This is a genomic window from Alcaligenes sp. HNGD-HTN06 (assembly GCF_049932565.1).
In the GTDB taxonomy this organism is placed as follows: domain Bacteria; phylum Pseudomonadota; class Gammaproteobacteria; order Burkholderiales; family Burkholderiaceae_B; genus Alcaligenes; species Alcaligenes ammonioxydans.
On record NZ_CP187782.1, the window covers coordinates 2392954 to 2409824 of the forward strand.

Annotated in this window: 15 protein-coding genes, 1 tRNA gene and 1 riboswitch; of the genes, 10 read left to right on the forward strand and 6 right to left on the reverse strand. The window is 56.5% G+C overall.

The window, feature by feature from the left end; genetic code table 11:
- Positions 1 to 58: 58 nt before the first annotated feature.
- Positions 59 to 1765, forward strand: coding sequence for a methyl-accepting chemotaxis protein (locus tag ACOZ42_RS10870; protein WP_131070708.1), 1707 nt, complete (start codon positions 59 to 61; stop codon positions 1763 to 1765).
- Here ACOZ42_RS10870 and ACOZ42_RS10875 read toward each other — a convergent pair.
- Positions 1762 to 2346, reverse strand: coding sequence for a TMEM165/GDT1 family protein (locus tag ACOZ42_RS10875; RefSeq protein WP_003802927.1), 585 nt, complete (start codon positions 2344 to 2346; stop codon positions 1762 to 1764). The genes ACOZ42_RS10870 and ACOZ42_RS10875 overlap by 4 nt on opposite strands.
- Positions 2347 to 2524, reverse strand: a riboswitch (yybP-ykoY riboswitch).
- Positions 2525 to 2614: 90 nt separating this feature from the next.
- On the opposite strand from ACOZ42_RS10875, the gene ACOZ42_RS10880 reads away from it, so the two are divergent.
- A complete protein-coding gene (locus tag ACOZ42_RS10880) occupies positions 2615 to 4177 on the forward strand; it encodes a glycosyltransferase family 39 protein (RefSeq protein ID WP_426345126.1) in 1563 nt (520 codons plus the stop codon).
- Positions 4178 to 4182: 5 nt separating this feature from the next.
- Here the strand turns inward: ACOZ42_RS10880 and ACOZ42_RS10885 are convergent, their stop codons facing one another.
- Positions 4183 to 5091 carry a LysR family transcriptional regulator gene (locus ACOZ42_RS10885; protein WP_003802924.1) on the reverse strand — a complete coding sequence of 303 codons (909 nt, stop codon included), beginning with the start codon at positions 5089 to 5091 and terminating at the stop codon, positions 4183 to 4185.
- Between the two features lie 125 nt (positions 5092 to 5216).
- On the opposite strand from ACOZ42_RS10885, the gene ACOZ42_RS10890 reads away from it, so the two are divergent.
- On the forward strand, positions 5217 to 5843 hold the full coding sequence (locus tag ACOZ42_RS10890; protein WP_003802922.1) for an FMN-dependent NADH-azoreductase: 627 nt from the start codon (positions 5217 to 5219) through the stop codon (positions 5841 to 5843).
- A 323-nt stretch (positions 5844 to 6166) separates the two neighbouring features.
- Here the strand turns inward: ACOZ42_RS10890 and ribA are convergent, their stop codons facing one another.
- Positions 6167 to 6838: a GTP cyclohydrolase II gene (gene ribA, locus ACOZ42_RS10895; RefSeq protein WP_003802920.1), complete on the reverse strand. Its 672-nt coding sequence runs from the start codon at positions 6836 to 6838 to the stop codon at positions 6167 to 6169.
- A 310-nt stretch (positions 6839 to 7148) separates the two neighbouring features.
- Here ribA and ACOZ42_RS10900 point away from each other — a divergent pair, with 310 nt between their 5' ends.
- Positions 7149 to 7661 (forward strand): hypothetical protein, encoded by a 513-nt coding sequence (locus ACOZ42_RS10900; protein WP_003802918.1) that lies wholly within the window; start codon positions 7149 to 7151, stop codon positions 7659 to 7661.
- A gap of 77 nt (positions 7662 to 7738) precedes the next feature.
- Positions 7739 to 8437: a cytochrome b/b6 domain-containing protein gene (locus ACOZ42_RS10905; protein ID WP_131070709.1), complete on the forward strand. Its 699-nt coding sequence runs from the start codon at positions 7739 to 7741 to the stop codon at positions 8435 to 8437.
- 156 nt (positions 8438 to 8593) lie between these two features.
- Here the strand turns inward: ACOZ42_RS10905 and ACOZ42_RS10910 are convergent, their stop codons facing one another.
- Positions 8594 to 10240: an ABC1 kinase family protein gene (locus ACOZ42_RS10910; protein ID WP_426345127.1), complete on the reverse strand. Its 1647-nt coding sequence runs from the start codon at positions 10238 to 10240 to the stop codon at positions 8594 to 8596.
- Positions 10241 to 10503: 263 nt separating this feature from the next.
- Between ACOZ42_RS10910 and ypfJ the strand changes: the two genes are divergently transcribed.
- The 5 genes from ypfJ to ACOZ42_RS10935 all read left to right on the forward strand — a co-directional run bounded on the left by ypfJ (position 10504) and on the right by ACOZ42_RS10935 (position 14808).
- A complete protein-coding gene (gene ypfJ / locus ACOZ42_RS10915; RefSeq protein ID WP_003802913.1) occupies positions 10504 to 11358 on the forward strand; it encodes a KPN_02809 family neutral zinc metallopeptidase in 855 nt (284 codons plus the stop codon).
- A 72-nt stretch (positions 11359 to 11430) separates the two neighbouring features.
- Positions 11431 to 11506: transfer RNA gene (locus tag ACOZ42_RS10920), tRNA-Lys, on the forward strand.
- Positions 11507 to 11878: 372 nt separating this feature from the next.
- Positions 11879 to 12001 (forward strand): hypothetical protein, encoded by a 123-nt coding sequence (locus ACOZ42_RS10925; protein ID WP_003802911.1) that lies wholly within the window; start codon positions 11879 to 11881, stop codon positions 11999 to 12001.
- Between the two features lie 1218 nt (positions 12002 to 13219).
- Positions 13220 to 13558, forward strand: a complete 339-nt coding sequence (locus tag ACOZ42_RS10930) for a P-II family nitrogen regulator (RefSeq protein WP_003802910.1) — start codon at positions 13220 to 13222, stop codon at positions 13556 to 13558.
- Between the two features lie 14 nt (positions 13559 to 13572).
- Complete coding sequence (locus ACOZ42_RS10935; RefSeq protein WP_003802908.1) at positions 13573 to 14808, forward strand: ammonium transporter; 1236 nt, start codon at positions 13573 to 13575, stop codon at positions 14806 to 14808.
- A 124-nt stretch (positions 14809 to 14932) separates the two neighbouring features.
- On the opposite strand, the gene ACOZ42_RS10940 is transcribed toward ACOZ42_RS10935, so the two are convergent.
- Together ACOZ42_RS10940 and purB are read right to left on the reverse strand one after the other, a co-directional pair.
- Positions 14933 to 15385 carry a c-type cytochrome gene (locus tag ACOZ42_RS10940; RefSeq protein WP_003802907.1) on the reverse strand — a complete coding sequence of 151 codons (453 nt, stop codon included), beginning with the start codon at positions 15383 to 15385 and terminating at the stop codon, positions 14933 to 14935.
- 101 nt (positions 15386 to 15486) lie between these two features.
- Positions 15487 to 16863, reverse strand: coding sequence for an adenylosuccinate lyase (gene purB, locus ACOZ42_RS10945; protein ID WP_059317963.1), 1377 nt, complete (start codon positions 16861 to 16863; stop codon positions 15487 to 15489).
- Positions 16864 to 16871 lie beyond the last annotated feature (8 nt).

Genomic DNA, 16871 nt, shown 5'->3' on the forward strand with positions numbered 1-16871 from the left:
AAATTGATCAGTTCCATCTGGAGTCTGTTTCTGATCCAAAAGTGCAAGGGGGAAGGCCATGCGCAAGAATCTGCCCGTTACCGGCATCGAGACCGAGTTGCTGGACGAACAGTACCTGATTTCCAAGACAGATCTGGCGGGACGCATTGTTTATGCAAACCCGGCATTTGTGGAAGTCAGCGGTTTCAGTCGGCAAGAACTCATCGGTGCTCCGCACAACATCGTGCGCCATCCTGACATGCCTGCCGAAGTCTTTGCCGACTTATGGCATACGCTCAAGCAACGGCGCTCGTGGGTGGGGATCGTGAAGAATCGCCGTAAAGATGGTGGTTTTTACTGGGTCATGGCCCATGCCAGTCCGATTATTGAACAAGGTGAATTGACCGGCTTTGCTTCAGTGCGCGTGCGAGCCAAATCTCAGGATATTCAAACGGCTGAGCAGTTTTACCAGGAGTTGCGTCAAGGTCGCCTCGGTTCGCGAGCCTTGCGTGCTGGCCAGATCGTCGCCCGCAGTTGGCGGCGCCCTTTTGCCGCCCTTCGTTTCCTGGGTGGCCCCAGTCTGCTGGCAGCGTTCTTACGTAAAGGCCTGTTGAATCTGGGCATTACCGGCACCATCATCGCCATGATCCTGAATACGGAGATGCCTGAGCGCAGCATGTTTCTGTTGGCCGGTGCACTAGGTGCAGGAACCTTGGTGATCCTGGGCTACCAGGCGCTTTTGATGCGGCGCGTTCTGGGCTCATTCAGAACCGCCACCCACATTGCCCAACAGATTGCCGCAGGCAACCTGACCGTCAATACTCGTGGGCCCGAGGTCAGCAAGCTCGAAACACTGGGGCAAAACCTGGATTTGATGCGCAAAAGCCTGATGAGCATCAGCACGGATGTCGACAACAGTTGTGCAAACAATCAGCAAGTGGCCCGGCAACTGTCCGACAACAGCACCTTGCTGGAGGCCCGCACGCACGAGCAGGCCGCGTCCATACAAGAGACCACGGCCAGCATGAGCTCCTTTGGTCAAACTGTTTTGCAGACAGCGGAAAACGCTAAAGCCAGCCATGAGCTGGCCAGCCGCAGCGCTGATATTGCCAGTCGCGGCAACGAGGCGGTACAGAAGGTGACCGTGTCCATGCAGCAGATCCTGGAGAGCTCGCAACATATTGGCACGATCGTGGCGATGATCAACAACATCGCCTTTCAAACCAACATCCTGTCGATCAATGCCTCTATTGAATCGGCCCGAGCTGGCGAGGCCGGCAAAGGCTTTGCGGTGGTTGCCTCAGCAGTGCGCTCGCTGGCCCAGCAAGCGGCACAAGCGGCTGATGAGATCAAGCAACTGGTGACGCAAACCCAGGCTTTGAGTGCTGAAGGTGCAGACCATGCCGCCCATGCGGGCCAGACCATGCAGGAAATTCTGACCTCTGTGTCCGAGGTCGCCCATTTAATGGGCGAGATTTCAGCCGCCACCGGCGAGCAAAGTATCGGTCTGGGCCAACTGACTCAGGCCTTGCGGCAGGTGGACCAAATTACCAGCGATAATGCCGTGCTGGTCCAGGATCTGAGTGAAACCGCCCGGGAATTAAACCTGAACGGCGCCGAGCTGCAGGAAGCCATCAGCGTTCTGAATCATGGTGACAAGGAAAAGGCTCACCATGCCCCTGTTCCCGCCCATTCCCGTGCTCTGGCACCCGTTGTCACCTTGGAAAGCGCTCGTCGCCAGCCCGTTCCCCCAGGCCGGCCACGACAGCGGGCATCAGGGACCTAGCTGGCCTGGAAACCCAGGCTTTCTACTCCGCCCAGCAAGGCTACCAGGCCCAACACAGCAAAGATACAGGCGGCAATCCGGTGCACCAGTTGGGTGGGCAAACGGCGGGCGATGCGCTCGCCAAACAGAACAGCAGGCGCATTGGCCAGCATCATGCCCAAGGTCGTCCCGAGCACAACCCACCAGAACTGCTGATATTGAGCCGCCAAGGCAACCGTAGCGATCTGGGTTTTATCGCCCATCTCGGCCAGAAAAAAAGTAATCAAGGTCGTTCCAAACACGCCAAACCGTGTCCGTGTCGCTTCAGCGTCATCGATCTTGTCGGGAATCAGAATCCAGATGGCCATCGCAAGAAAGGAAATGCCCAGCACCCAGCGCAATACGTTCGGGTCCAACAGCGCAGGAACCCAGGTTCCAATGGCACCTGCCAAACCGTGATTGACAAGGGTTGCGATGAAAATGGCGAGAATGATGGGCCAAGGGCGTTTGTAGCGGGCCGCAAGAATAAAGGCAAGTAACTGGGTTTTGTCCCCAATTTCTGCCAAGGCAACCACACCCGTGGAGATAAACAACGCTTCCATAACAACTCCTGGCCGGATAAGAGACAGATGACCACAAACCCCCCCGGCCAAACGCGAAGGTCTATGGTCAAAAGTCTTGCCAGGCTAAGTTGCTACCAGCGCCATGACCTTGTGTAGGTCAAGTATGTTGACGCTGATCTTCGATAAGTCGAAGCGGCTACTCCCTAATGACGAAGCGCATCGTAGCCCAGATTATCGTCCCTGTCCAATTGAAGCGTTTCAACGTAGACACAGTACACTTGCTGATTTACACCTACGCACTCCAAGCATGACTGTCCAAACCCCAGCATCTGCCCGATCCGACGCCTATCAGCGCTCCGTATTGCTGTATTTGTTGTTTATGGTGTTGCTGTGGACCATTTTGATGGCCATCAGCCACAAAGCACCAGACCTGGACGGCATGGAAGAGCTGGTCTGGTCGGCCAGCTTCGAGCTGGGTTACCTGAAACACCCCCCCTTACCCTCCTGGGTGATGGCAGCCTTGACCAGTGTGGTCGGGCGCCCTGCCTGGCTGAGCTTCGCCGCCGGCATGAGCGCTTCTGTTCTGGGTCTGTGGTTCATCTGGAAACTGGCCTGCGAGTTTCTGAACCCCGAGCGCGCTTTTATGGTGCTGCTCATCAGCTCGGTCAGCATCTACTTTTCTTTGCGCGGAACCATTTTCAATCACAACACCGCTCAACTATGGTCCGTCACCGCAGCCACCTGGTTTTTCTATCGGGCGGGGCGAGACCAGAGACCGGCTGACTGGTTATGGCTAGGTGCCGTCGCGGCCCTGTCTACGGTCACCAAGTACAGTGCCGTTATTTTGTTCACGGCATTTTTCCTGTATTTTTTGCGCAGCGGTATGTGGCGACAGCGGCAGACCTGGGCAGGACTGGGTCTGGCTCTGCTCGCCTATGTGGTGGTGCTCTCCCCCCATTTGTACTGGTTATTCAAGAATGACTTCGCGCCGTTTCGCTATATGGACGGCTCCTTGGAGACCCACACCCGCTGGGAAGCCTACAAGGAATTACTCTCCTTCTGCCTGGATCAGCTCGGTCGGCTCAGCCCCATGCTGGTCGCCATGATTGCCCTGGGCATCTGGAATCGCCGTGATCAAAAACAGCGGAGCTCGTCTGATCCTGGCCTGCCAGGCACGCCGTCTTACGCTGTCGATATTTCCCAGCGCGACAAACAGTTTTTGCTGTGGGTAGGTCTGACACCGTTTGTCAGCACGGTTCTGGTTTCGGCCGTCCTGGGGACACGTCTGGTCGCCTCCTGGGCCACGACCTTTTTTGTCTTGTACGGTTTTTTCGCCTTGTGGTTCATGCGCGGCAAGGACAAGGTCCAATTGCGGCGGGTCGCCATTATTGTGATCGTGCTGCAGATTTTGCTGGCATCCGGCTACGCGCTGGCCCGAGGCCCGCTGGCCTGGTACAAAGGCCGGGATTCACGCTCTACCTTTCCGGGTCCTGAAATATCTGCCCAAATGCAGGCCATCTGGAACGAACATATGCCCGGCATCCCTCTGAAAGTCGTGGTTGCCGACACGTGGCTGGGCGGAAATATTGCGGTCCATGCCGGACAGGACGTAATGGTCTTCATTGATGCCGATCCCGCCGCCTCGCCCTGGCTGACCCTGCCTCGGGACATGGTGTGTGGGGCCCTCGTCGTGTACAGCCTGCAAACCCGCGGACAGCCACCGGCAGCCTTGCTCAAGCTATACGAGCAGGCCCCCATCAAAGGGCTGGCGCAACAGCGTTGGTCGTCCGAGCGCAGTCCCATGATCGACCTGAACTGGGCCATTGTGCCTGCCCAACCCAGCTGCCACTTGAGCCCCCCCAAGCGGTAAGTCTGTCAAATCTGGGGATGATGCACCGGCAGTTGCTCACCCAGGTAATCCAGGAAATGCCGTACCGCCGGGGCCATGCCCCGGCGGGAGGCAAATACGGCATGAATAATGCCCGGCAATGGCGCCCACTGGGGCAGAACCTGCACCAAACGCCCGGCCTGCAAGGCCTCGCAACACATATAGTCGGGCAAAATGCCCACGCCTATTCCCTGCTCCACCCCCTCGCGCAAGGTGAGCAAATCGGAAGCCATGTAACGGGGCCGATGCGTTATCGTCAGACTGGCGCCATCAGGACCATACAGCTCCCATTCATTCTGACCTTGCCGGGCCGACATCGCGACTGTGGGCAACTTGAGTAGATCTGTCGGCCCACGCACCGGCTCAAAAAGCGCCAGCAACGCAGGCTGAGCAACCAGAATGGAGCCGGTCTCCCCCAGACGTTTGACGATATAGCTGGCGCTGTCGCTCAAGGTGCTGCGCACCCGCAAAGCCACATCGATACCATCGGCTACCGGGTCCACCACGCGATTGCTGACCTCCACCTCCAGCTCGACCTGGGGGTAGCGAACCAGAAACTGCGCAAACACCGTCGACAGCACCGTATGTGCCAGGGTAACCGGGCAACTGATCCGCAAGAGCCCGCGTGGCTCCTGCTGCACCTGCGCGACGGCCGCATAGGCGGCTTCGGCCTCATCTCGCATGGCCTGACAATGGCGCAAGAACACCTCGCCGGCCGGGGTCAGCGACAGGCTACGAGTCGTGCGTTGCAACAAGCGCACGCCCACCTCGGCCTCCAGACGGCTCAGGCGCCGCGATACACGCGACGGGGGCATGCCCAGGTGCCGGGCAGCCGCGCTAAAGCCGCCCCGTTGCACCACTTCGGTGAACAGCACCATGTCATTTAAGTCATACATACAGGATGGTTTTCCAGGATTACAGACAAAAGTAGAATAATCTTTCTCAGAAAAGCCGGCTTATCAAAGGCAGGGTCATCCAACATAATGACAAGCATTCCTTCATCGCTTTGGATTCCAACATTATGAAACTGCTACACGTAGACTCCAGCATCACCGGCGCCCACTCCGTTTCCCGCGAACTTTCCCAATTTGTGGTGGATCAGTTGCGCCAGCAAAATGAGCAGGTAGAAGTGGAGCATGTGGATCTGGCCCTGAACCCTCCTCCTCACTTCTCGGCTGATTCACTGGGAATGCGCCTGGGCCTGGACCCTGCCACCCTGACCGAACGTCAGCGCGCCGAGAACGCGATCACCGAACAATACCTGAGCCAGTTCCTGGCCTCGGATGTGGTTGTGATTGGCGCCCCCTTCTACAACTTCACCATTCCCAGCCAGCTCAAAGCCTGGATGGATCGCCTGGCCCAGGCAGGTCGCACCTTCCGCTACACCAGCAATGGCCCAGAAGGTCTGGCGGGTAACAAAACGGTTTATCTGGTCTTGAGCCGTGGCGGCATCTACTCCGAGTCGGAGCAGGGTCAGGCCATGGAACACCAGGAAAGCTACCTGCGTGTGATGTTTGGCTTCATGGGTGTGACAGATCTGCGCATCGTGTACGCAGAAGGTCTGGGCAAGGCTCCGGAGCTGCGAGAGCAGATTATAGAAAACGCCAAAGCCAGTGTCAGCGCCTTGCTGGAAAAGAGTACGGCTTAAAAACAAACGCGGTCCAAGCCAATAGGACCGCCACAGGGCATCGACCGGAAACGGGGGCTTGTTTCACCCCCCAAAGTTCAGGCTAACCCGACCCATTGCCAGACGGCGACCCCAGTCCCGTCTGGCTTTGTTTTTATAGCGTCTGGCCTTTTGTCACAGTCCTGCTTTGTGTCTCTAGCGTCCAGCCTATTGATCCGTCTCCGGCGCACCACCCAGGTCATCGTAGGCTGGCGCCCACAAAAAAAGGGCCTGTGAAGGGCCCTTTTTCCAAGCGAGAACGTCCAGGCTGAAGCCAAAGCGCCAGCGCCCAGACTGGCACTGCGCTACTCGTCCGTTTCCAGCCAGTGGCCCAGGCGCAAGCGCTTGGTGTTCAGATAACTGGCATTAAAAGGATTGCCTTCAATTTGATGTGGCACACGCTCGACCACATCAATCCCGATTTCCTGCAGGGTTTTCACCTTGCGGGGATTATTGGTCATCAAACGTAGTTTCTGGATGCCCACATGGGACAGCATATCCTTGCAAATATCGTAGCGACGCATATCGGCCGGAAAGCCCAGTTTTTCATTGGCCTCGACCGTATCCGCCCCCTGATCCTGCAGGTTATAGGCGCGAATCTTGTTAACCAGCCCAATACCGCGCCCTTCCTGGCGCAGATACATCAAGGCGCCACGGCCTGCAGTGGCAATCCGTTCCAAAGCCAACTGCAACTGCGGCCCGCAATCACAGCGCAAGCTGAACAAGGCATCGCCCGTCAGGCATTCGGAGTGGACACGGGCCAGGACGGGTTCGCCATCGGCTACATCGCCCAGGGTTAACAAGACATGTTCTTTTTGGTTACTACGCTCAACAAACACATGAATCTGAAAAACAGCCCAAGGTGTTGGCAAACGGCTGGAACTGACATAGTCCAATAAATCGCCGGGTTTGGCCTGCGGGGCGGCAAGCGTGGAGCCCGATTCTGATACCAGTGCGGCATCCGGGATGGATTGCATAATAAGTCTCTGCTGCAACGAAGAAATGCGGCTGAACCCCATACAGGGCAACTTATCAATCATAGCCCAATTCAGCCTGTTTCTTTATGTCTTTGACTCGATGCTTTTCAGGACTAATCGAGCCTGTTTACCCAGGAGATCACAAAGCAAGACTGACCTTATGTGCCTATCCTTATAGCGAAAAGTTCTGCGATCCGGTATTCTACGCAGCATGTAAATACATAAAATGTTATGAAACTTACAAATACAGATGATCTATGGCGCTTTGTGTTGCTCGCCTAGCCCGGATCATCCTCAACCGTGATCGATCATGCCCGCCTCTACGGTCTTTATTCGCCATGTTGTGATTGGGCTGACCTTAGCCCTGCAACCGTTTGTCGCCCATAGCGCGGCAAGCCAGACCTGGCCGCAACCGCCTTCGCAATTGAGCCTGGACAGCCCCTACGGAACATTGCATGTCAGTCAAAGCGACTATATTTATGAGGCCCAGTTGCAACTGGACGCTCAGATCATCGCCCCTGAACTCAAAGGCCTGATCAATATCCCCTACGCGTTCCGACAGCCAAACGAGCAAACCGCGCTGATCTCAGTCGACAAGGGCCTGGGGGGCTGCTCCATCAACTACCACTGGGTGACCGTCTCACCCAAGGGCTACAACGTCTCGCCTGCCTTTGGTTCCTGCAGTGCGCAAATACGGGTTCGCAATCATGGTCGCACCTTGATCATGGAAACCCCCAATCAAGATACTCCCGGCGTCATCGACGAGTATCGCTACGACGGTCGCAAAATCAGCTTGCGCAAACGTCGTCAGCCCAAACCCTAAAGCAGGCGGCGGGGTCACGCAGATTTCAGAGCAACACTGACTATAATCAGGTGTCTCTGTCTCTGCGGATTTTCCCTATGCACGCTTCCTCGACTCGCCCTTTACTTATCTGGGACTTACCCACCCGTCTGTTCCACTGGCTGTTGGTAATCAGCATTGTGGGCTGCTTTGTGACCATCAAGGCTGGCGGTCTGTGGATGGACTGGCATGTACGCTTTGGTCTGCTGGCGCTGGGGCTGTTGGCCTTTCGCCTGATCTGGGGCCTGGTCGGCGGTTACTACTCCCGCTTCAGCCACTTCCTGCCCAATCCGTCCCGCAGCCTGCGCTACCTGCGTGACAAACCAAACCTCTATCCGGGCCACAATCCTGTCGGCGCCTGGTCTGTCTGGATCATGCTGATCGTCTTTGGTTTCCAGGCGGTTTCTGGATTGTTTGCCAATGACGACATCTTCACCGCCGGCCCGCTGGCTTATCTGAGCAGCGACTGGTCCAAGACACTGACAGGCCTGCACAAAGCCAACGAAGGCATCATGCTCGCCATCATTGGCTTGCATGTCCTGGCCATTTTCCTGTATCGCGTGCTGCGTGGTCAGAAATTAACCAGTGTCATGGTCAAAGGCACTATGCCTGTTCCGGCTCAAGCCCCACTGCCTGCCAGTACCGACACCTGGAAAACCCGTTTGCTCGCTCTGATCATCGCCGCACTGATCGCCGCGGGTGTGTATTGGCTGACTGGTCTGGCCCCCACAGGGGGTGGCATGGATGACTTTATGTAAGCTCGACTTATCCCCAGAAACTGTGAATAAACCTGGGGATAATGCGGGGACTGTTTGGGCTGAGCCGCATTTTTACTGGCCGTCTTTTAAACTGGGCGGTGACTAGCCGCTTGAGCACTCTATGCACAAAAGACCTGAAATCGGCGTCGGTGTTGTTTAACGCCGCTGCCAAAACCCCCATAAAACCAGAACCAGACCCAGCAAGGCGGCCAGCAGGCCTGCCCAACTGAAAATCGTCAGCCCCAGCCAGGCGGGGCCGCGCGTCACCAGCACCGGCCCCAAAATCAAGACAAAAGCAGCCGTTACTATGGCGATTGCCAAACGCGTTGCCGCCTTTTCCAGTGAAGCAGCCAGACGGGGCATCCCCTCAACTTGAATGCGCGCTGAAATCTTTCCTTGCCGAACCCGATGCATCAGCAGGCGCAGCAACTGGGGGGCGTCCATAGCCAATTGACGAGACTCCAGCAGGCTGCGTTGCAAGTCCGCATACACCCGGCCAGGCGAGTACTGTTTGCGCATCAAGGCCGAGATGACCGGTTGCGCGACTTCGACCACATCAAATTGAGGGTCCAGGCGTTTCAGTACGCCATCGGCGGTAATAAAAGCCTTGAACAGCAAGGCCAGGTCCGGCGGCAAAATCAAATGGTTTTCACGCGCCAGAGCCATGAAATCCAGCAAAGCAACCGAGATGGACAGAAGCCCTTTACTTTGTCGGGCTACATAACGCTGAGCACTCTCTTCCAGCCGACTCCAATCAAAATCTTCTGCTCCCGACCAATCCAGCAAGGTGGTGGCCACTCCCTCTGCCTGCCCATCCACAATGGCACGCAGCAAGATCAGCAGTTGTTGACGACGACGCTCTGTTAAATGACCCACCAGGCCAAAGTCAATAAAGGCGACCTTATTGCCCGGCAAAGCCATCATATTGCCGGGGTGTGGGTCGGCATGAAACAGCCCATCCTCCAGGACCATATGCAGAAAAGCCAGTGCACCACGGCGGGCCAACAAAGGACGATCCGTCTCAATGGCCTGCAACTGTGCCTCTTGAATAGGCGAGACCCCTGGCACAAACTCCTGCACCATGACGGTCGCGCTGGTCCACTCCATATAGACACGCGGAACCACAATGTCTTGGAAGGGCTGCATGTTCTCGCGCACCGCCACGGTATTGGCAGCTTCGCGCGTAAAGTCCAGTTCATCGGCAATCGCCTCCGCCAAGGCTCGCACAATATCGTAAGGACGATACTCGGGCAGCAAGCCCTGCTGCTGGACCAGGCGGGCAATCTGTTTCAACAAACGCAGGTCGGCTTGGATCAAGGGCTCCAGACCGGGGCGCTGTACCTTCACCACGACCTGTGCACCATCACGCAGGCAGGCGCGATACACCTGCGCCATGGACGCCGAAGCCAGCACCTGCCTGTCAAAACTCGCAAAGGCCTGCTCCACGGTTTGCCCCAAAGCCCGTTCCAGCTCGGGTTTCATGGTTTCCCAAGGCACGGGCGCGGCATGACCTTGTAGCTTTTCCAGCTCCTGGGTCCATTCCAGCGGCAACAAATCATTACGCGTGGCCAATATCTGACCGAGCTTGATAAAGGTAGGCCCCAGTTCCTCCAACGCACGTCGCAGGCGCTCCGGTGCCGAACGTTCAGGCATCTCCGTCGCCATCGGGGTTTTGCTGCCGGGCAACAGCTCCGATAAGCCCAGCCGATGCATCACATCGCCAATCCCATATCGAGCAATGACTGCTCCAATGGCACGGACTCGTGCATGGTCGCGCAAGGCCAATAAGGTTCCTCCCAACATACTGCGTCTCCCGTAGGTTAGGCCTGAAGAAACTAGCATACCCCAGTGTCCGCCTGAACCACTTGTCCACTTATCCACATTTTCAGTGGGCAAGCACGGGGATAGCCTTTGGACAAGTCCCATTAATCTCGGTAATTCAATAACTTGTCATCAGGGGGTAAGGAACGCCCCGCTGCTCGGAACCGATGACAAGAATCGAAAACGAGTCGGCCACAGCCTCGAAATCAGAGTACATTGACGTTTTCAAATTCAAGGAGAGCGTGATGCGTCTGGATAAGTCTCGCTCCAGCCGTAATGTCGAGGACCGCCGTGCCAATGGGCCACGCCTGAGCGGCGGCAAGATCGGCTTGGGGACCATTGTTCTGGCCCTGGTGGCCATGTACTTCGGGGTCGACCCCAGCGTGGTGCTGAACCTGGCCGAGGGCCCGACTCCTGCCCCACAATCTCAACCGGTTCCCGCCTCGGATGCGCAGGGACAGACTATTGCCAAAATCCTGGGTGAAACCGAGGATGTATGGCGCGATATTTTTGCCAAGCAGACCAATGGCAGCTACCGCGATCCTGTGCTGGTTCTGTATCGTGGATCGACTCCCACGGCTTGTGGTGCAGGCCAATCGGCAATGGGACCGTTTTACTGTCCTGCCGATCAAAAGCTCTATATTGACCTGGGCTTTTTTACCGAGATGGAACACGCGATGGGGGTCAAAGGCAACTTTGCGCCCGCTTACGTTATTGCGCACGAGGTTGGTCACCACGTTCAGAATCAACTGGGCATGATGCGTCGCGTAGATGAAGCCCGTCGCAGCGGCTCGGCCTCACAGGCTCGTCAGGCTTCCGTGCGCCTGGAACTGCAGGCCGACTGCTATGCGGGCATATGGGCCAATCACGCCGATGCCCAACGCCAGATTCTGGAGCCGGGGGACATTCGCTCCGCACTGGATGCTGCTCAAGCAGTAGGCGATGATACGCTGCAGAAGCAATCTCAAGGCTATGTGGTGCCCGATTCCTTTACCCATGGCAGTTCGCAACAGCGCATGGCCTGGTTCATGGAAGGGTATAAAACCGGTCAGTTAAAAATGTGTGACACGTTCAGTCGGCCCGATCCGAAGCTTGGATAAACGTAAAATTATGTAACCATGTCTTGTGGTGAATAATTTCCGTTCTATAATCTTTTTCTTCGCAGGAAACGGGGGTCGTTAGCTCAGTTGGTAGAGCACTGGACTCTTAATCCATTGGTCGACAGTTCGAGTCTGTCACGACCCACCAAGTATCTTGCGACTTACAGAAGATTTCTCTGTAAACGTTTGCTCCGCAAATCACACATTGCTCCGCAAACTCGTAAATTAGCCCGCCATAGAGCGGGCTTTTTTGCGTCCTCACCCTCAAAGGCCAACTTAGACCATCCAGTGTCGAGCTGCTCCAAGGTGCCCCCCCCAATCAGCCAACTCACACGCCATGTGTCAACGCTACACAGCCGGGTTATCGGGACGGAAGCCTGATCGTCTTTCTCGACACGCAGACTTGCCGTGACTTGCAACCGAAAAAAACGGGCAAGACCTTCCAGGTCGTCATAGTTGTTTACGATGTCTGCGCCAGAAATCCGATACGCTGGAAGATCACTTTAGCCAGGAGATGTTCATGCTAAATGCGATTGATCCCACCAAAGCTCCCGACACCACGCCTCCAGGCAAGACGCCCAACCCCGAACCTGATCCCAAAAAGATCCCGGGCAATGAGCCTCCGGCCCGGAAAAAACCGTAAACCTTTGCTCGAGGCCAGCTGCTTCGCCTGCGTTCGAGCCCTGCGCTCATATCCTCAACGGGTCGCATGTCATTACATTGAGATGCGGCCTGAAATGGTTGCTACATTTTCTGCAGTACAGTGAATCGTGGTGACATTTATTACAAGCCATCACTCCACGATGATTGGCCTGCCAAATTGCAAACGCTATTACATCAACCGCAAAATTATTTGAGGAGCATTGTATGGCCCAGCTAGATCGCGGCACCATGTGCATCATGTGCCAAACCCTTCCACTCTCGCAACCTAACGCCCAACGACATCCCTACCTCAAACCCATCCGACGAGTCGACGACGCCGACGAACAAAGCACGGAAAGTCTTTACCACTGCACCGTTTGTCAGACCCACTGGCTCTATCAACGTGACAAATGGGACGCCTGCCTGGGATTCAAATTATGGCAAGGAGGCCTGCAGGCATTTAACCGACGGCATGTACCACTTACCTTCCCCTCAAAGAGCACATCGGGCGCAAACAGCCCCTTGCACCCCGGCCCCGGCCTGCTTTCCTGATTCTTGCGAGTTGTAGAACTGGCCACATCCGTACCCGGGCAGCGCTTAGACGCTGGCTGCCCTGTCAACCGCCCTCTCCTGAGTCCTTGTTGCAGGCTGACCCTGCTCGCCGCGTTCACCAAGATCGTGACGCCGCGAGGCTCTCCCCCCTACAGACCAGACACTTTCGCGATACAAACAGGTTTACCGTGCCTGTTCGCGGGCGGGGCATTTTTTCAAACCGAATGTTGCAAAGTTAAGACTATTCAAAAAAAATCGGTACACAATGCGCACTTGTTGCGCCGCAACATATATTATTTTTCCATAGTCGTTGTTCCTGCGGTGGTGAGATGAGCGGAGACAGGCGTCACAGAGCGCTGCTGTTATCTCGCTGCCCACCGACTAGGCAAGACCGGGGTCACGTGCCTAGCTAGCTTACTCGCCTTGCCGGAATTGTGTTGCTCTTCAACCTACAACACAGGTCCGCTTGCCTACCACTTGCGTTCGCGCTGTCACACACCTTGCTGACAGCCGGAGAGTCGCTCAAACCGGCCATGCCCGGTTGCACTCAAGCCATCCATCAGGATTACCCATCCTGGTCGGCCCCCTCTCAACCGTCTCCTACCCCCCTTCGGTGTTCCTTTGCATTCGTCTGGCTGGCTTGCCTGTGCTTACTTCAGGAACACCTATGAAACTGATTACCGCCATCGTCAAACCCTTCAAGGTTGACGAGATACGCGAGGCCCTTTCCGATCTGGGCATACAGGGGATGACGCTGACCGAGGTTAAAGGGTTCGGTCGCCAGAAAGGCCACACCGAGCTCTACCGCGGTGCGGAATACGCGGTCGACTTTCTGCCCAAGATACGCATTGAGCTGGCCATTCCCGACGAGCAGTTACCCAGCGTGCTGGAAGCCATCCAAAGCAGTGCCCGCACCGGTCGCATCGGTGACGGCAAGATCTTTGTCCAGCCGCTGGACCATGTCATCCGCATCCGCACCGGCGAATGCGATGAGCAAGCCCTGTAACCGGAGAACCCCTCATGAACAACGCTGATCTATCGTGGATGCTGGTCTCCACGCTACTGGTACTGATGATGGCCGCGCCGGGCCTGGCCCTGTTTTACTCAGGCATGGTGCGTCAAAAAAATGCCTTGTCCATGTTGTCCCAGACCTTGCTGGTATTCAGTCTGGGCGTGGTGCTTTGGTTTATCTATGGCTATTCGCTGGCGTTTACGGCAGGCAATCCGTTTATCGGCAGTCTGGACAAGGTCTTTTTCAATGGCCTATTCAATGCCGCTGACCAACAGTTCTCCATGTCGGGTTCTTTGCCTGAGCTGCTGTTTGCGTCCTTTCAAGCCACCTTTGCCGGTTTGACTTGCGCACTGGTCGTAGGCAGTCTGGCCGAACGAGCCCGCTTGTCGGCTATTTTGGTCTTTACCGTGATCTGGTTCACACTGGCCTATCTGCCCATCTGCCATATGGTCTGGTTTGCCGACCCCCAGCACGGCGGCTTGCTCAACTCCCGTGGTGCGCTGGACTTTGCCGGCGGTACGGTCGTGCATATTAATGCCGGGATTGCGGGACTGGTGGGTGCCTGGCTGATTGGTCCGCGCCTGAATTATCGTCGTGAAGCCATGCCGCCTCACAACCTGCCACTGACCTTTATCGGCGCAGCCTTGCTGTGGGTGGGCTGGTTCGGCTTTAACGCAGGCTCGGCACTGGCGGCCAATGAAAACGCCACCCTGGCCTTCTTTAACACCATGTTGGCTGCCGCTATTGGCGTCATCGCCTGGGTACTGGGCGAATGGATCAGCAAAGGCCATCCCTCCTTACTCGGTGCGTGTTCAGGGGCAATTGCCGGTTTGGTGGGCATTACCCCGGCTGCCGGTTTTGTTGCACCTCTTGGCGCACTGGCCATTGGATTGATGACGTCCCTGGCTTGCCTGTGGGGCGTGAACGGCCTGAAACGCTGGCTGCGAGCCGACGATACGCTGGATGTCTTTGGCATTCACGGCTTGGGAGGGATTGTGGGCGCTCTGCTCACCGGCTTGTTCAACGCTCCCGTTCTGGGGGGGCCAGGTACCGCCGCCGGTAACAGTATCTGGATGCAGTTGTGGATTCAGCTCGAAGGCGTACTGCTCACTCTGGTCTGGTCGGGCCTGGCTGCCTGGATTGCCTTTAGCATTGCCAAAGCCGTTTGCGGTGGCCTGCGTGTCGACGCCGACCATGAGCGTGAAGGTCTGGATATCCGTACCCACGGCGAAACAGCTTACTAACACTGAGTACCGATCATGATTTGTGTTTATCTTGCCAGCAGGCAAACTGCCCCCTTCAAACACAGGCACAGGCCTAAAAGAAAAAGCCCTCTTTCGAGGGCTTTTTTACACGCAAACCAGCCGCTTATTTTTCTTTGCGGTAGGCATCATGGCATGTCTTACAGGACTTGCCCACATTGCCGAATGCCACACGGAAGGCATCGAAGTCACCCGAATCGGAGGCCACTTTCAACTTATCGATCGCAGTAGTGAACTCGTCGGTTGCTTGCTTGAAACCTTTAGCATCGCTCCAGGCCTCGGCTTTGGTCTCGCCGCCTTCCGTACCCGGTCCAAAAGCACTCCAAGGCAAAGCAGCCAAAACCGTCAATACTTCCACGTTCTTTGCGATCGCAGCCGCATCATACGGTGCTTCTTTTTTGGCTACAGGAGCCATGCGACCAAAGTGCGAGCCGATCAGGGCCATGCTGGCCTGACGGTAATCAATGGCTTGTTCTGGCTTGGCAAACTGGGCCGTGGCAGGCGCGACAAACGCCGCGCACATGGCGGCAGCGGCGGTCAGAAACGCAAATTTCTTCATGTGAACTCCTGTGTGATGAAACATAAAACACTTCATAAAGCACTAGCTCAAGAAAGCCGAAGGCAGCTGCCCCCCTATTTTTCAGGTACAGCCGCCTGGATTCAGATAGCCTTGGCCAACTGTACCGCCACGCCCAGATAGCTGCGTGGAGTCAGCTCAAGCAAATAGTTCTTGGCATCGGCGGGCAGCTCCAGACCACCAATAAACTCGCGCAATGCTTCCTCAGTAATACCACGGCCACGTGTCAGCGCTTTGAGCTGCTCGTAAGGCTGGGGCAGACCATAGCGGCGCATCACGGTTTGAACTGGTTCGGCCAGGATTTCCCAGCAGGCATCAATATCCGCATCCACTGCAGCGGCATTCAACTCCAGTTTGCCCAGACCACGCAGGCAGGCATCGTAGGCGACCACGCTATACCCCAGGGCCACGCCCAGGTTGCGCAGCACGGTGGAGTCGGTCAGGTCGCGCTGCCAGCGGGAGATGGGCAGTTTTTCGGACAGGTGACGCAACATGGCATTGGCCAGACCCAGATTGCCTTCCGAGTTCTCAAAATCAATCGGGTTGACCTTGTGCGGCATGGTGGACGAACCAATCTCGCCCTCTTTCAAACGCTGCTTGAAGTAGCCCAGGGAAATGTAGCCCCAGACGTCACGGTTGAAGTCCAGCAAAATGGTGTTGGCACGGGCAATGGCATCAAACAGGGCAGCCATCCAATCGTGCGGCTCAATCTGAATGGTGTAGACGTTTTGCGTCAAGCCAAGCCCACCCAGCACGCTCTTGCTAAAGGCAGGCCAGTCAATGTCGGGGTAAGCCGAGAAGTGCGCATTGTAATTGCCCGTCGCACCGTTCAATTTGGCCAGAGGCTCAACGGCGGCAATCGCCGCAATCGCGTTCTGCAAACGGGCAGCCACGTTGGCGAACTCTTTGCCCATGGTGCTGGGGCTGGCAGGCTGGCCATGCGTGCGCGAGAGCAACGGCTGTTCCGCATGCAGACGGGCCTGCGCCTTGATGGCATCGCACACTTCTTGCAACTGAGGCAGGATCACCTGCTCACGGGCACGCGTCAGCATCAAGGCATGCGACGTGTTGTTGATGTCTTCAGAGGTGCAGGAAAAGTGAATGAACTCGGCCGCCGCGGACAATTCGGCGTGATCGGCCACTTTTTCTTTAAGCCAGTATTCCACGGCTTTCACATCGTGGTTGGTAGTGCGCTCGATCGCCTTGATGCGAGCGGCATCCTCTTCCGAGAAGTTCTGCACCAGCGTCTTGAGTACCTCGCGGGCCTGGGCAGAGAAAGGCGGCAATTCGGGCAAACCTGCATCGGACAGGCCGATCAGCCAGGCCACTTCGACCTCCACGCGATGCCACATAAATGCGGCTTCGGACAACAGGCCACGCAAGGGGGCGGTACGGCTGCCATAACGCCCGTCCAATGGCGACAAGGCATTCAGAGTGCTCAGGGTATCGGCTATGTGCATCGTTCTAC

What these genes read in the sequence shown, in the direction of transcription:
- ACOZ42_RS10910 (WP_426345127.1), bottom strand. Translation starts at nt 10,240, where the DNA reads ATGTTGGGAGGAACCTTATTGGCCTTGCGCGACCATGCACGAGTCCGT.
- ACOZ42_RS10925 (WP_003802911.1), top strand. Translation starts at nt 11,879, where the DNA reads ATGCTAAATGCGATTGATCCCACCAAAGCTCCCGACACCACGCCTCCA.
- ACOZ42_RS10885 (WP_003802924.1), bottom strand. Translation starts at nt 5,091, where the DNA reads ATGTATGACTTAAATGACATGGTGCTGTTCACCGAAGTGGTGCAACGG.
- ACOZ42_RS10890 (WP_003802922.1), top strand. Translation starts at nt 5,217, where the DNA reads ATGAAACTGCTACACGTAGACTCCAGCATCACCGGCGCCCACTCCGTT.
- ACOZ42_RS10905 (WP_131070709.1), top strand. Translation starts at nt 7,739, where the DNA reads ATGCACGCTTCCTCGACTCGCCCTTTACTTATCTGGGACTTACCCACC.
- ACOZ42_RS10935 (WP_003802908.1), top strand. Translation starts at nt 13,573, where the DNA reads ATGAACAACGCTGATCTATCGTGGATGCTGGTCTCCACGCTACTGGTA.
- ACOZ42_RS10875 (WP_003802927.1), bottom strand. Translation starts at nt 2,346, where the DNA reads ATGGAAGCGTTGTTTATCTCCACGGGTGTGGTTGCCTTGGCAGAAATT.
- ypfJ (WP_003802913.1), top strand. Translation starts at nt 10,504, where the DNA reads ATGCGTCTGGATAAGTCTCGCTCCAGCCGTAATGTCGAGGACCGCCGT.
- ACOZ42_RS10900 (WP_003802918.1), top strand. Translation starts at nt 7,149, where the DNA reads ATGCCCGCCTCTACGGTCTTTATTCGCCATGTTGTGATTGGGCTGACC.
- ribA (WP_003802920.1), bottom strand. Translation starts at nt 6,838, where the DNA reads ATGCAATCCATCCCGGATGCCGCACTGGTATCAGAATCGGGCTCCACG.
- purB (WP_059317963.1), bottom strand. Translation starts at nt 16,863, where the DNA reads ATGCACATAGCCGATACCCTGAGCACTCTGAATGCCTTGTCGCCATTG.
- ACOZ42_RS10880 (WP_426345126.1), top strand. Translation starts at nt 2,615, where the DNA reads ATGACTGTCCAAACCCCAGCATCTGCCCGATCCGACGCCTATCAGCGC.
- ACOZ42_RS10870 (WP_131070708.1), top strand. Translation starts at nt 59, where the DNA reads ATGCGCAAGAATCTGCCCGTTACCGGCATCGAGACCGAGTTGCTGGAC.
- ACOZ42_RS10940 (WP_003802907.1), bottom strand. Translation starts at nt 15,385, where the DNA reads ATGAAGAAATTTGCGTTTCTGACCGCCGCTGCCGCCATGTGCGCGGCG.
- ACOZ42_RS10930 (WP_003802910.1), top strand. Translation starts at nt 13,220, where the DNA reads ATGAAACTGATTACCGCCATCGTCAAACCCTTCAAGGTTGACGAGATA.